Origin of the sequence: Streptomyces sp. SLBN-8D4, from assembly GCF_049739545.1 — a bacterium.
Taxonomy (GTDB): domain Bacteria; phylum Actinomycetota; class Actinomycetes; order Streptomycetales; family Streptomycetaceae; genus Streptomyces; species Streptomyces canus_C.
Map to the genome: position 1 here is coordinate 2467530 of NZ_JBMGQC010000001.1, position 14031 is coordinate 2481560.

The 14031-nt window shown below is 70.5% G+C and carries 9 protein-coding genes and 3 pseudogenes; 5 read left to right on the top strand and 7 right to left on the bottom strand.

Features of this window, described 5'->3' with window-relative positions; translation table 11 throughout:
• Nucleotides 1–1005, top strand: coding sequence for an acetylxylan esterase (locus RKD20_RS10910; RefSeq protein ID WP_424877558.1), 1005 nt, complete (start codon nucleotides 1–3; stop codon nucleotides 1003–1005).
• On the opposite strand, the gene RKD20_RS10915 is transcribed toward RKD20_RS10910, so the two are convergent.
• Together RKD20_RS10915 and RKD20_RS10920 are read right to left on the bottom strand one after the other, a co-directional pair.
• Nucleotides 986–4255, bottom strand: coding sequence for a GH92 family glycosyl hydrolase (locus tag RKD20_RS10915; protein ID WP_424877559.1), 3270 nt, complete (start codon nucleotides 4253–4255; stop codon nucleotides 986–988). The genes RKD20_RS10910 and RKD20_RS10915 overlap by 20 nt on opposite strands.
• A gap of 416 nt (nucleotides 4256–4671) precedes the next feature.
• Nucleotides 4672–5736 carry a lytic polysaccharide monooxygenase auxiliary activity family 9 protein gene (locus RKD20_RS10920; RefSeq protein ID WP_424877560.1) on the bottom strand — a complete coding sequence of 355 codons (1065 nt, stop codon included), beginning with the start codon at nucleotides 5734–5736 and terminating at the stop codon, nucleotides 4672–4674.
• A gap of 588 nt (nucleotides 5737–6324) precedes the next feature.
• On the opposite strand from RKD20_RS10920, the gene RKD20_RS10925 reads away from it, so the two are divergent.
• A complete protein-coding gene (locus RKD20_RS10925; protein ID WP_424877561.1) occupies nucleotides 6325–6456 on the top strand; it encodes a hypothetical protein in 132 nt (43 codons plus the stop codon).
• Between the two features lie 282 nt (nucleotides 6457–6738).
• Here RKD20_RS10925 and RKD20_RS10930 read toward each other — a convergent pair.
• Nucleotides 6739–7237: pseudogene (locus RKD20_RS10930) on the bottom strand (HD domain-containing protein).
• Nucleotides 7238–7609: 372 nt separating this feature from the next.
• A pseudogene (locus RKD20_RS10935) lies at nucleotides 7610–8138 on the bottom strand (DUF4291 domain-containing protein); the annotation flags it as partial.
• Between the two features lie 251 nt (nucleotides 8139–8389).
• Between RKD20_RS10935 and RKD20_RS10940 the strand changes: the two are divergent.
• The 3 genes and pseudogenes from RKD20_RS10940 to RKD20_RS10950 all read left to right on the top strand — a co-directional run bounded on the left by RKD20_RS10940 (nucleotide 8390) and on the right by RKD20_RS10950 (nucleotide 10695).
• A pseudogene (locus RKD20_RS10940) lies at nucleotides 8390–8631 on the top strand (GlsB/YeaQ/YmgE family stress response membrane protein).
• A gap of 278 nt (nucleotides 8632–8909) precedes the next feature.
• Entirely contained in the window at nucleotides 8910–9941 is a 1032-nt protein-coding gene (locus RKD20_RS10945) for a chitinase (protein ID WP_424877562.1), read from the top strand.
• Nucleotides 9942–10197: 256 nt separating this feature from the next.
• Entirely contained in the window at nucleotides 10198–10695 is a 498-nt protein-coding gene (locus RKD20_RS10950; protein WP_424877563.1) for a hypothetical protein, read from the top strand.
• A gap of 348 nt (nucleotides 10696–11043) precedes the next feature.
• Here RKD20_RS10950 and RKD20_RS10955 read toward each other — a convergent pair whose 3' ends face one another.
• The 3 genes from RKD20_RS10955 to RKD20_RS10965 form a co-directional block, all read right to left on the bottom strand.
• Nucleotides 11044–11592, bottom strand: coding sequence for a DUF1062 domain-containing protein (locus RKD20_RS10955; RefSeq protein WP_424877564.1), 549 nt, complete (start codon nucleotides 11590–11592; stop codon nucleotides 11044–11046).
• Nucleotides 11593–11792: 200 nt separating this feature from the next.
• Entirely contained in the window at nucleotides 11793–13640 is a 1848-nt protein-coding gene (locus tag RKD20_RS10960; RefSeq protein WP_424877565.1) for a helix-turn-helix domain-containing protein, read from the bottom strand.
• A complete protein-coding gene (locus RKD20_RS10965; RefSeq protein WP_424877566.1) occupies nucleotides 13637–13969 on the bottom strand; it encodes a hypothetical protein in 333 nt (110 codons plus the stop codon). The genes RKD20_RS10960 and RKD20_RS10965 overlap by 4 nt, the downstream gene beginning before the upstream one ends.
• Between the last annotated feature and the right edge of the window lie 62 nt (nucleotides 13970–14031).

Genomic DNA, 14031 nt, shown 5'->3' on the forward strand with positions numbered 1-14031 from the left:
GTGCCTGCGTTCGACCTGCCCGCCGCGGAGCTGGAGCACTACCGTCCCGATGTCCAGGAACCCCCGGATTTCGACGAGTTCTGGCGTGACACCCTGAAGGAGGCGGCGCAGACGGACGTGTTGGTGTCGATGCGCCCGGCTCGGAGCGGACTGCGGCTGACCGAGACCTGGGACGTCACCTTCCGGGGCTTCGCCGGCGATCCGGTACGCGCCTGGTACAGCAGACCCGTCGGGGTGCGCGAGGCGCTGCCCGCGGTCGTCGAGTACGCCGGTTACGGCCGTGGGCGCGGCCTTCCGCACGAGCGGCTGACCTGGGTGAACGCCGGATACGCGCATCTGCTGATGGACAACCGCGGCCAGGGCGACCAGTACGGCAACGGTGGCGCGACCCCCGACCCGCACGCCTCGGCACCGGGCGGCCCGGGTCCCGCGGTACGGGGCCTGCCCGACCCCCGCGCCTACCACTACCGGCGGCTCATCACGGACGCGGTGCGTGCGGTGCAGGCGGTGCGGGCGCTCCCGGAGGTGGACGGGCGGCGCGTCGCGGCCGTCGGCAACAGTCAGGGCGGCGGACTGGCGCTGGCGGTCGCGGGACTGGTGCCGGATCTGGCGGCGGTCCTGGTCACCGCGCCTTTCCTGTGCGGCATCCGACGTGCTCTGGACCTCACCGACGCGAGTCCGTACGGCGAGATCAGCGCCTACCTCTCTGTGCACCGGGGCGTGGAGGAGGCCGCGTATCGCACGCTCTCCTACGTGGAGGGCGTCTCCTTCGCGCGGCGCGCCGCGGCCCCGGCCCACTTCGGGACCGGCCTGCGGGACACGGTGTGCCCGCCGAGCGGGGCGTACGCGGCTTTCAACCGCTACGGCGAGCTGACCGGCGTGGACCCCCGCAAGGAGATCCACGCCTATCCGTACAACGGCCACGAGGGGGGCGACGCCGTGCAGGTGCGGCGCCAACTCGACTGGCTGGAGGAGGTGTTGGAGGTCAGTCGACAGCCAGCGTGAACACGTGCAGGTCCGTGTTCCGCGGCAGCTCCACGCTCGCGATCCGCTTGCCCTCCGGTGCGGTGAACGGCTTGGTGGCGAAGACGTACGTGGCCACCGGGTCCCGGTCCGCGCCCGCCACGTTGCGATACGCGGCGCGGGCGACGACCTCGTTGCCGTACTGGACGGTGCCGCCCCCTCCCCCGACGGTCCAGTCGGTGAAGGCGAGTTCGACCGTGCCGGTGCTGCCGTCGGTGTAGGTCACGGTGGCCTGGCTCTGCTGGTTGCCGTTGACCGCGCTGCCGACGAAGGACAACTCACCGATCGGATGGGCCAGTTGGAGGGCCCGGCCGGACCCGGTCGCGTTGTCGGGCCGACCGCCTGGTGAGTTCGGCCAGATGAAGGACAGGCCGTCGACCGTGCCCTGCCCGCCCGGGGTGAGACCGGCCGCTGCCAGCGCCTGACGGGAGTAACTCCAGCCGCCGCCGTCGTAGTCGGCCTCGTCGTGGTCGCCGGAGTCGTCGGAGATCCCGGTGTTGTCGTAGGCGGCGAGCAGGGTGCCGGGTGCGGCGACCGTGAGGGACACGGGCTGCTCGTACGCGGTGCCGTCCGAGGTGACGGCGACCGTGACGTCGTAGAAGCCCTGCGCGGTGCCCTCGGTGGTGCTGAGGGTGATCTCCTGGGAGCCGTCGGGCACCGTGCCCTCGGCGGGGCTCGCTGTGATGCCTTCCGGTGTCCTGACGCGGAAGCGGACCTCGGGGCCCGTGCCGTCGCCGCTCAGTGAGAGCGCGCGCACACGGGTCTTCGTGCTGCCGCCCGGCGCTACCGTCGCCGCGGTCGGGCCGACACCGATCTGGTACGGCTGCTCGCCCGCGCGGAAGGACGGCGGGGCCGCGTCCGCTCCCCAGGCCGGGGCCGGCTCGGTGGACAGGGTGTAGTCCAGCCGGCCGCCGTCCCGCACGAAGGAGGCGGGGAGCCAAGGAGCCTCACTCGTACGGCCGTCGACCTTCAGGGAGTGGACGTACGGGGCGCCGGCGGCCGCTCCCTCCGCGCGGACGGAGATGTCGTTGCCGTAGGGGCGGTCGATCTCGATGCGCGGGAACAGCGGTGAGGCGAGGACCAGTTCGGACCGGGACGGCACCTGGGGGTACATGCCGAGCGCGGAGAAGACGTACCAGGCCGACATCGCGCCGAGGTCGTCGTTGCCGGGGATGCCGCCCGGCTGGGTCGACCAGAGCTGTCGCATCGCGGCGCGGACGGTCTCCTGGGTCTTGTGGGGGGCGCCCGCGTAGGCGTACAGGTAGGGGACGTTGATCGACGGCTCGTTGTCCAGCTCGGACTTGTCGCCGCCGTTGCCCGTGAAGGCCCAGTCGCCCTTCTCGTCGTGGAAGAAGGAGTCGAGGCGGCCGAGGGCCTTGTCGCGGCCGCCCATCGCGGCGAAAAGACCCGCCGGGTCGTGCTGGACCATCCAGGTGTACTGGGCCGCCGTGCCCTCGACGAACCCGTTGCCGGTGGCCGGGGTGAAGCCGGTGACCCAACTGCCGTCCGCCTTGCGGTTGGCGATGTACCCGCCGCTCGGGCCGGCGGCGATGTTGAAGTTGTTCTGCCACCACTGGGATCTCTTGGTGAACGCCGCCGCGGTGTCCTTCTCCCCCGCCGCGCGGGCGAGTTGGGAGAGCGCGAAGTCGGCGCCGGACATCTCCAGGGTCTCGGCGGCACCGCCCCAGGCGTTGGAGACCGACGGCATGTAGTGCAGCTTCAGGTACTTGTCGAGGGAGGGCCGCTGTCCGACGGACAGCACCGGCTTCCCCGCCGCCGACAGGTCCTGTTCCGTGGGCTCTGTGGCCGCCCGGACGAGCGAGTCCAGTGCGCCGCGCAGGTCGAAGCCGGTGCCGCCGAAGGCACGGATGCCGGCCAGGGCGATGGGTGAGGGGTCGCCGTTCATGACGTGGGTGCCGCTCGCGCCGTGCAGCCAGCGGTCCCAGACGCCGCCGTTCTGCCGGGCCAGTTCGTACAGGGACTGCGCCACGTCCGAGCCGGTGCGTGCGTCGAGCAGGGTCAGCAGTTGCACCTGGCCGCGGTAGACGTCCCAGCCGGAGAAGGTGCCGTACTGGGCCCGGTGGCCGCGGGCTACGCGGTGCACCTCGTCGTCGCTCCCCCGGTATCTGCCGTCGGCGTCGCTGATGACGTTGGGGTGGAGGAGGGCGTGGTAGAGCGCGGTGTAGAAGGTGCTGCGTTCGTCGTCGGTGCCGCCGCCGACGCGGATCGCCCGCAGCCGGTCACGCCAGGCGCGGCGGGCCGCGTCGCGCACCGCGTCGAAGGAGCGCCGGGGCGGGTTCTCCGCGGCCAGGTTGGCCTCCGCGCCCGCCCGGCTGACGTACGAGATCCCGATCCTGACGCCGACCTGCTCGGTGCCGGGCGCGAACTGGACGTATCCGCCCGCCCCCTTGCCCGCGACGGGTCGCCCGTCCTGGGAGAAGCCGCCCGTGCCGCCGGAGCCCTTCAGGGACCCGGGGGTGAGCGTGTCGTCCTGCCAGGTGCCGGTGGCCGCGAAGGGGCGGTCGAAGTGGGCGGTGAAGTGGAGGGTGTAGTAGGCGCGCCGGCCTTCCGGGTCGAGATAGCCGCAGAAGTTGCCGGAGGTGACCGAGCCGGAGACGGTGCGGGTCTCCGGGTCGATCTCGACCGTCGAACCGGTCGAGCCCACCTCGGAGTTGGCGGTACGGAACAGCAGTGCGGCGGGCTTGTCGGCCGGGTAGGTGAAGCGGGCCGATCCGGTGCGGGCGGTGGCGGCGAGGTCGGCGGTGACGCCGGAGTCGAGGCCCACCTTGTAGTGGCCCGGCTCCGCTGTCTCGTCGGCGTGGCTGAAGCCGGCCGCGTACACCGCGTCCTTGGTGTCGCTCGCCGGGGACGAGGTGACCTCGCCGGCGAAGGGGAAGAGCGGGATGTCACCGCTGCCGCCCGCGCAGCCCGTACCGGACATGTGGGTGAGGCTGAAGCCGCGGATGCGGGTGGCGTCGTACAGGTAACCGCCGGGTGCGGCGGTGCGGGTGGCGTCGCCCCGGGTGTTCTCGGGGCTGAAGGAGAACATGCCGAACGGGGTGACGGCGCCGGGGAAGACGTTGCCGCCGTTCTTCGTGCCGATGAGCGGGTTCACGTAGGCGGTCGGGTCGTCGACGAGGCCGGGTGGCGCGGCGGGGGCCGCGAGGGCGGGGGTGGCGCCGGTGGCGGCGAGAACGGCCGCCAGCAGCAAGGACGTAGGACGGAAACGCATGACGCGGCCCCTCCTCCTTCGGACGGGTCGCGCAGCACAGGTCGCACAAGCCGCAGGGACAGTAACGTGCGCCACGCGTATCACGGAAGGGTGCGTACGGCGGAGGGGACGCGCGAGGGCGTCGCCCGGTCGGCCGGTCCGGCTGTTTCCCCAACTTATTTGACATCGTTGTCCGTTGGCGCGGTAGAGTCATGTACAGACCACTCGACAACGTTGTCGCGCGTCGGGTCGTCACAAGCCATGCACCATCCGCGCCGGCCATCACCCCCCTCGTGCCGGCACGGCTCGCGGACCCGGTGGCGCACAGCCCCACCGGGTCCGCCCTGAGCGGAAGGTTCGAGCGCGCTTCTGACGCTCGTGTTCTTGACGTTCGTGGTTCCGACGCTCTTGGTTCCGACGCTCGTGGTGACGGTGACTCAGCCGACCCGGCAGGGAAGGGTCGCGGCCGTGTCGCCTCCGGAGCCGGTGACGACATAGCCGAACGTCGTACTCTGCCCCGGACTGAGCGAGCCGTTCCAGTTGGCGTTGTGGACCATCACGTCCTGGCCGGTGTAGGTGGCGTTGCCGTTCCAGAGACTGTCGACCTTCTGTCCGGCCGGCAGGTTCCAGTCGACCATCCAGCCCAGCATCGGGACGTCGCCGGAGTTGGTGACGGTCACCTCGGACTGGTAGCCGCCGCTCCAACTGCCCGTGGTCTTGCGAGTGGCCGTGCAGGTGCCCGGTACCGGTTCGGTCGGGTTGCCCGGCTCGTGGATGCCGGTGACCTCTCCGTTGCCGCCGTCGAAGACGACGTCGGAGCAGGAGTAGAAGGTCTCCGCACTGTCCGAGCGCTGCCAGACCATGTAGATGATGTGGCGGCCGGACTTGTTCGCCGGGAGCTGCCCGGTCCAGGAGTAGTTGGCCTCGACCGTGCCCGGGCTGCCGTGGAGCGGCGGGTGGTCGACGCTGAGGAACGGCTGGGCCTCCATGTCGTCCCAGGTGAGGGTCTTCTTCGGGTCGAAGCCGTCCTTGGTGACGTAGACGTAGAACCAACCCGGGTGGGCTGCCCAGGCGTTGTAGGAGAAGTCGACCGTCTTGCCCGCGGTGAGGTGGGTGAGGGGCCAGTCGTCGCGGGCGGCGTTGAATCCGGTGAAGTTGGTGTTGCCGCCGCTGCACAGCTGACCGTCCGGGACGAAGCCGCGGGTGCGGCCGGCGCCGTCCGAGCGGAGCACGGAGAACCAGTTGTAGAACGGGGTGGTGCCACTGACCGCCTGCGCGTTCTTGCAGGCCGGGTTGACCGGTTTGATCTCACCGGTGTCGGTCAGCGCGTCCTGCCAGCACAGGAAGGTGCGACTGGCGGGCTTCATCGGGGTGCCGTGGGCCTCGGCCTTGACGCCGGCCGTGAGGACCAGGCCGAGGGCGGGGATGGTGGCCAGCAGGGAGACGAGGACCAGGAAGAGGGCTCTGGGGCGTGTCACCCTCGATAATTTTGTCAGGATCATGACAGTCCAGTCCGTTCCTTGAGGTACGGGCCGTGCGGGGTGTGTGTGGTTGCCGTGGGGTGGGAGCTTCATGCGGGCGGGTTCCGGTCCGTCCGAATGGGAGCGCTCCCACCCCACGTGTTGCGGAAGGTAGCGCGAAGTGGGGCGGGTGTAAACAGGTGGCGGGGGTTCGTGGGGGGATTGTGAGTTGGGGGTGGGTGGGAGCGGGGTGGGGGGCGGTGGGTTTTCTGGGCGGGGGGTGGGGCTGCACGGAGTGGGCTGTCTGGGCGGTTGGGGTGGGGGCTGCGCGGGGTGGGTCGGTCTGGGCTGTGAGGTAGGCGGCGGCTGTACGGGGTGGGTTGCCGGGAAGTCGGCCGCGTGGCTGCACGGGGTGGGTTGCCGGGAAGTCGGCCGCGTGGCTGCACGGGGTGGGTTGGCGGGAAGTCGGCCGCGTGGCTGCACGGGGTGGGTTGCCGGGAAGTCGGCCGCGTGGCTGCACGGGGTGGGTTGCCGGGAAGTCGGCCGCGTGGCTGCACGGGGTGGGTTGTCAGGGGCTCAGTCGCGCGGATATGGCGGGGGCCGCTGGGAGGCGGGGCGAACGGCCACACCGTGGTCGGACGTCTCGGAGTCCTGTGGGCCGGTCACACCAGGGGCCGTCTCGAAGCCCCGTCGGCCGGTCACACCGGGATCGGCCGTCTGGAGGTCCTGACCGACTGGTCGTACCGGATGGGCTGTCTCTGAGTGCCCTCGCCCCGCCACATCGGATGGGCGGCTCCGGACCCCCGCCGACGGTCACACCAGGGTGGGCGTCCCGGAAATCCCACCGCCCAGCAACACCCCTGTAGGACGTGGAAATCCTGACCGACCGGTCGTACCGGATGAGCTGTCTCGGAGTCCCCTCGCCCCGCCACACCGGAAGGGCCGCGCCTGACCCCCGCCGACCGGCCACACCAGGATGGGCCGTCCCGGAGTCCCGTCGGCCGGACATGCCGGAGGGGGACATCTGGAGGTGCTGCCGGCTGGTCACACCGAGTGGGTCGTCTGAAAGGCCAGTCGTTCCTGGGCGCCTTCTCCTATGGCTGTCAGCGTGTCGTCGAGGGTCAGGAACTCCTCCCCCACCGTCCGGCCGCTCGCCTCGGCCAGTCTCCTGACTATCAGGTCCTCCAGTTCCGGTACCCGCTTGTTCTTCCAGATCTTGTCGGCGAGGCTGACGAGCAAGTCGTCGAGCCCGAGGTCCGGGAGGGCCCAGACCGCGTGCGTGGCGGCGAAGCGGGCGCGGTCGGGGGTGATGCCGTGGGCCAGCAGGAGTTCACGGCCGGTCTCCTCGTGTGCGGAGCCGGGGCCGGTGAGCTCGGAGACGTGCGCGGTCTTTCCCACGTCGTGCGTCGCGGCCCCGAACAGGACGGCCTCACGGTCCAGTCGGAGCCCCGGGGTACCGCACCGCCAGCCACTCGACGAGCTCGTACGCCACGTCGTGCACGAGTCTCAGGTGGGCTGCCAGGCGGGGCGGGGCGTCCAGCATGCGCAGGAGCCTGGCGACCTCATCCGGGAGGGGGCGGGGGGCCGGGGCGTGGAGGGCGTGGTGCAGGGGGTCGGGGGTGGTCACGCGGTAAGGGTAGGGGTGGGTAAGGGAGTTGGGTGGGATCGGGCGTGCCCTCCGTCGGTCGGCGGCGTCCCGGCAGGGGCGGCCGACCCGCCGGTCCGGCAACGAGATCCGCACCGTCGCCTCAGCAGCACCTCCGCGTGCTGCGTGAACGCGCCCAGGGCGGGCCTGAGCACCCGTACCTGGCTCCTGCCGCAACCGCGATCCCCCCGACCTGGGCACTTGGGGCCCGGCCCGCCGAGCCTGTGCTGCCATGTGACCCGTGGGCCTGGCGTCGGCTTGATCGGCCCGTCATCCGTGGAGCACGGCAAGGATGTCGTCCTCAACGGGGTAGGGGTGCTCCTGGGGGCAGCAGCCGGGCGGCGGAGTCCAGGTCGCCGCCACTGACGAGAGCGTGGATCTCGCGGGCGAGCGGGGTCACGTCGCCTATGGAGATGGTCCACTCGTCGGCGTAGCGTCGTGCGGCCTCGCCGGAGAGGCCGAGTTGCAGGGACCGGTACGGCATGGGCCGCAGGTGCAGGTCCCGCTCCGGGTCCCACTGCACGCGGGTGGGAGCGCGTCTCAGCTGTCGCTGCCAGGTGGCACGGTCGGGGTGGACCCCGCGGGTGTAGCTGGACAGACAGGCGTGGCGCAGCGCCCACTCGAAGCCGTCCCGAGTGATCTCGACGGCGAGAACGGTCTCCTGTCCTTCCTTGGAGCCCCAGCCGCAGCGGTACATCATCCACAGGAACGACGGCTTGATCCACGTCATCCGGTCCCGCTTCCACGCGGCGGGGAAACGGCCATCGCGGACGGCCGACAGGCCGATTTCCGGGGGGTGCCACAGCCGTTGACTGGGCAGGCACGGGCCGGTCTTCCATTCCGAAGCAGATCTTCAGCACAGCTTCGCGGGCTCTGTGGGAATTGTCGCCGGATGTGCACTCCAGGCTTGAGGTGCCGCAGCGGGCGGAGGGCAAGGCCGAGTACCTGGACCTCCTGTGCATCGGCCCCTCGACCCGCACCGCGATCGAGTTCAAGTACTTCACCCGGAGATGGACGGGCACGGTCGGTACTCCTGCCGAGGACTACGCCTTGAAAGGGCACGCCGCCGCGGACCTCGCTCGTCTGGGACGGCTCGTTGTGCCCGGTCGGCAGCGCATCGGCCTGCTGTGGACGATCGGGATCGGAACCGTGGCGGCGTTTATCGGCACGGCATCGCCGGCGGACTCGGCGTCGCGGACACCAAGGGCGTCGACTGGGTCGAATGGCTCATCCAGATCGCCCTGGCGGCCTTCGGCGTCGCCGCACTCAGCAAGGTGAAGGTCCGCCGCTGAGGCGGGCTCTGGCAGGGAGACAATTAACAGGCACAGCAGAGGCGTTGCCCCCGGATCGTGGGTCCGGGAGCAACGCCGCTTCGTGGGCACGGCGGGCCGCGGCCCAGCACCGACTCGGCCAGTTAACCGTAAAGAACCTTGACAGATTATTGGTCTAGTCCAAAGATGGCGGCCATCTCGCAGTTCCGTTCAGCCTTCCCGCTGTCCCCGCCTGCATGTTGTTCACCATGGGAGCGTCAATGAGACGACCTGGAACTTTCCGCACCTTGCTGTCCTGTATGACTGTCACCGCCCTTTCGGTCGGGCTCGCCGCCCTCACCGGGGGCTCCGCGCTCGCCGCGCCGGAGGCGTCCTCGCCCGCGGCCAAGCCGATGCCCGCCCATGTGGCGGCGCCGTACTTCGAGGCCTGGACCGGTGAGAGCCCGGCCGCGCTCGCCGCCGCGTCGGGCAACAAGTACCTGACCATGGCCTTCCTCCAGACCGAAGCGGCGGGCTCCTGCACCGCGTACTGGAACGGCGACACCACCCAGCCCATCGGCAAGGCCACCTTCGGCAGCGACATCGCCACGATCCAGGCCCGCGGCGGCAACGTCATCCCGTCCTTCGGCGGCTACAGCGCCGACACCACCGGCACCGAGCTGGCCGACAGCTGCACCAGCGTCGACGCCATCGCCAAGGTGTACAAGAGCCTCGTCACGACGTACGGCGTCACCCGCATCGACCTCGACATCGAGGCCGACTCCATCAACAACACCGCCGGCGTCGACCGTCGCAACAAGGCCATCGCCAAGGTCCAGAGCTGGGCCGAACACACCGGCCACCGCGTGCAGTTCTCGTACACCCTGCCGACGTTCAACACCGGACTCGCGGCCAGCGGTGTGGCACTGCTGCAGAACGCCGTCGACAACGGCGCGCGCGTGGACGTCGTCAACATCATGACGTTCGACTACTGGGACGGCCTCACCCACGACATGGCGGCCGACACCGAGACCGCTGCCGCCGGCCTGCACGACCAACTGGCGGCGCTCTACCCGAAGAAGAGCTCGGCGAAGCTGTGGCGCATGGTCGGTGTCACCGAGATGCCCGGCATCGACGATTTCGGCCCCGAGGAGACCTTCACCACGCAGGACGCGGTCACGGTGAAGAACTGGGCCGTCGCCAAGGGGATCAACACGCTCTCCTTCTGGGCCCTCCAGCGCGACAACGGCGGCTGTGTCGGCACCGCGGGCGCCAACTCCTGCTCCGGCATCGCACAGGACACCTGGTACTTCAGCCACACCTTCGCACCGTTCACGCGCAGCGCCGGCTGACGGCTCCATCCCTCTCGCAAGCCCCAGGCCTCCTTCCCCGCCTGGGGCTTGTGCCTTGCCGGTCCGGGAAGCGATTCACACGAAGTGATGAGCAGCGCGCTCGGGGCCTGTCGTGACTGCGCGTGACGTAATGGCCCCCGGAACTCGCCGGGACCGCCGCCCTCCCGGACCAAGTCCGTACGGGGCGGGAGGGCTTATGAAGGAACCCTGCAATTAACCGAAACGGTTAAGCGCTTCATCGGCATATGGTCAGCCAATGGTGCAGTTGCTCTGGTGTGCCCTCATCCATGAGGAGGATCGAGCCGGAGCGGTACTGCCGAAGCTGTACTGGCGGAACGAGGCCGAGACGGTTGCAGCGGGGTTGCTGCACGGCGTTCCCGCGCCTGGCGAGGGTGAGTACGGAGACGGCCTCGTGCCGCGCCCCTGCACGGTCTGTCCCACTCCCGCGATCGAGTACCCGGGCTATGACCTCCCCGATGAGCTGCTGACGGCCCTACGCCCCCGCCTCGAAGAGCTACAGGACCGGTACGGGTTCTGGTACACGGAGGCGACAAGTGCTCTGCAGAACAAGGTGGGTGGGTATCCGGCCTGGACTCAGAGCCCCGACTGGCCGCAGTGGTCGGGCCACCGCATGGAGCACTTGTTCAGCATTACGGGCGAGCCGGCGTATGGACGTTGGCTCCCGCTGGATGAGCACGAACCCGGAACGACACAACCGGCGTGGGACGCTCCAGCGGGCCCGGACCGTCTTTGACGCTATCGGGCCCGAACTGGAGATCGGGGACGCGGGGGCCTGTACGTCTTTCTCTGCCGTCAGTGCCCGGATCTCCCGTATGGGCACCGCTACGACTGCCACTGACCCGCGAAAGCTGCTCGGCGAGGATGCCGTTTCGTGCGTGGTCTGCCGCCCCGCCTCGTCCTGAGCCGCCGAGCCGACTGCTCCGTATCCCGGAAGTCGCCATGTCTCCGCACCTGGGGACCTACTTTTCTGCGGCCTCCGGCGCGGGCGCGACCCCTGTGGGGCACGAGGCGCCCCAGTTGGTTTCGGACGGGGTACTTAGCTTGACCCCCGTCCCGACAGGCCCCACGTGCCCATGCGGGCTCAGTGTTTGAGCGTGAAGGTGAAGTCGCCGGAGAGTCTGGAGCCCAGCCGGGCTATGGAGACCAGCTTCCCCTCCGTGACCAGCCTCTCGACCTCGGCCCGGGAGAGGCCGAAGCCCTCGGCGATCAGCCGCACCGGACGGACGGGGATCCGTGCCGCGAAGCGGACCGAGACGTCGATCACCTCGCGGTCCAGGTGATCCGATCCGCCGGTGTCGAGACGCCAGGCGTCGTTCCAGTCCAGGGCGATGCGGTTACGGCGCCGCACGACCGGATCCTGGAGCAACTCGGCTGCGAGGGCCGGGTCGTTGGCGTGCAGCCGGTCCAGCAGTTCCGGTCGCAGGGAACGCACATGCGTCCGCTCCAGGACCGTGAGCTTCGCCGTTTCCCCGCAGGAGGTGCAGAGCACGAGAAGCCAGATGTCGAGGAGCTTGTGGTTCGCGTTGACACGGAACCTGCCGTCGGCCCGGAAGCGATCCGACGCGCACGTGTGGCAACGGCGGAGGACCAGCGGAAGGCAGGTGGGCATGACCACCCAGTTGGTGAGCACAGAAGTACACCGGTTTCAGTGAGAAGTCCGCAGCAAAAAGCAGCGCGGCGCACATGCGCGACGCGCGACCAATCAGCGCTTGAGGGGTCTCACACGGTGTACAACGGCACGTCCCTGCCTGGGCGACTCGGTTCGGCAGCACGCTAGCGGCGACCGGCGGTGCCGATCCATTGGTTTTCGGTCGACGCGGCCGAGCGCCCTCACTCGACGGCAGCCCCCGCCTGCCACGCCCCCGGCCGCATGCCCGTCGCCTTCAGGAAGAACACCGAGAAGTTGGACGCGTCGGGGAAGCCGAGCGCGTGGGCGCAGCCCGCCGCGGTGAGACGGTCGTGTGCGAGGAGCCGTTTGGCCTCCAGGACGAGCCGGTCGACGATGTACGCCTTCGCGGTACGGCCGGTGACCTGCTGTACCGCTCGTGAGAGGGTCCGGGGCGCGTATCCCAGTGCCCGGGCGTAGTAGCCCGCGTCGTGATGGTCGCGGAAGTGCGCTTCGACGCTGGACCGGAAGAGTCGGAACACCGGGTGTGCGGGCCGCTCTTCGGCGCTCGGTGGCCGCAGTCGGGCGATGAGCGCGGAGAGCAGGATCTCGGGCAGCTCCGTCGAGCCGTCCCCCGGCGGGGCGGTTGCCTCAAGGAGGAGATGGTCGCGTGCGGTGTCGACGAACGGCCAGTCGGCGTCGGGGATCCTCCAGTGCGCGACCAGGTCCGGGGACGCCACGAGCTCCCGGGTGGCACGGGTGACCGGTGCGGTCGGGGGGATGCCGGGGCCGTTGTCGCGGACGCGGATCACGCAGCGCCCGTCCGCGGACTCCACCGATGCCGTCACCCTCGTGCCGGCCGGCGTGTGCATCCTCGCGTTGGACAGGAGGTTCGCCACCACCTGGTGCAGGCGGGTCTCCTCGCCGGTCACCAACACCGGTGCGTCCAGGCTCAGTTCGAGCTGCCAGTCGTGGCCGCTCCCCGCCGCCCGCGCCTCCCACACCGCCTCCGCGACCAGCGCCGCCAGGTCCACCTCCCCGGACTGGAGGGGGCGGCCCTCGTCGAGGCGGGCGAGCAGGAGCAGGTCCTCCACCAGGCCCGTCATGCGTGCCGACTCCGCCGAGACCCGGCGCCAGGCCCGCACCGGTTCGACGCGGTCGGTGCCGCGGTTCATCAGCTCGGCGTACCCGGAGATCGAGGCGAGCGGTGTCCGCAGTTCGTGGCTCGCGTCGGCCAGGAAGCGCCGCATGCGTTCCTCACTGCGCCGCATCCGCTCCTCGCCGCGCTGCCGCTCGGCGAGGGAGGACTCCACATGGTCGAGGAGACGGTTGAGCGCGGCCCCGACCTGGCCGGCCTCGCTGCCGGGGTCGGTGTCCCGTTCGGGTACCCGGGTCAGGGCGGTGGCCTCGCCGCGTCCGAGCGGGGCGCGGGAGACCTCGGCGGCGGTGGCGGCGACCCGGCCGAGGGGGCGCAGTTGCCGTCGTATGACCACCGCGCAGACGCAGCCGGCGGCGGCGAGTGCGGCCACGGCGACGCCGGTCTCGATCATCACCAGTCCGCTGATCATGTCCTGGACGTCGTCCATGGGCAGGCCGGCGAGGACCCGGACGTCTCCGCTCACGAGGACGGTGACCCGGTAGGTGCCGAGGCCGGGCACGGCACGGGTGTGCAGGGCACCGTCCGCCCGGATCCCGGCCAGGGCGGTGCGCTGGCCGGTGCTGAGCTCGCGGGTCGGGGTGCCCTGGACGACGACGGCCGCGGAGACGATGGCGCCGTCCTCGTCCAGCCGGGCGGAGAGCATCCCGGCGGGCTGCCCGGACTCCCGCAGGAAGGCCAGGTCGTCGTCCGTGTCCCGGTGCGAGGAGGCTCCTCCCAGGGCCCGTTCGGCGGCGTCGCGGACACGGTCGTCCAGGTTGCCCATCAGATAGGCACGTTGGAAGAGCGTCGTGATCAGGCCCATCGCGACACAGACGACGACCAGCGTGGCACTGACGAACACGAGCAGACGGGTGCGGAGGGACCGGGTGCGGAGGAACCGGGTGCGCGTCCTCGCGTTCGGTCGCCGGCTCATCTCCCCTCCTCCGCGGCCCTGATGGCGTACCCGAGGCCGCGCACGGCGGGGATCACGCGCCCTCGCGCCTTGCTCAGGATCTGGCGAGGACGTGCGAGCGGGTCGTACGCCTCCGCGGTGAGCCGGCCTGACACGCCCGCGCGGCGCACTTCACGGGTGTCCTCGGTCGTGACCAGGTCGCCGAGCACATGGACGGAGTCGTCGGCGCCGGCCCCCAGTCCGCCGAGCCGGTGTTCCACGGCGACGGACAGCACCTCGTCGGGTGCGGGGTCGTCGTCGGCGATGAACACGCGTGCGCGGCCGGTTCGCGGTCCGGTTGTGCCAGTCATGTACCGATCGTGTCCCCGCCCGCTGAGGGAATCCTGTGTTCCATCTGAGGCTGGGTGATGCC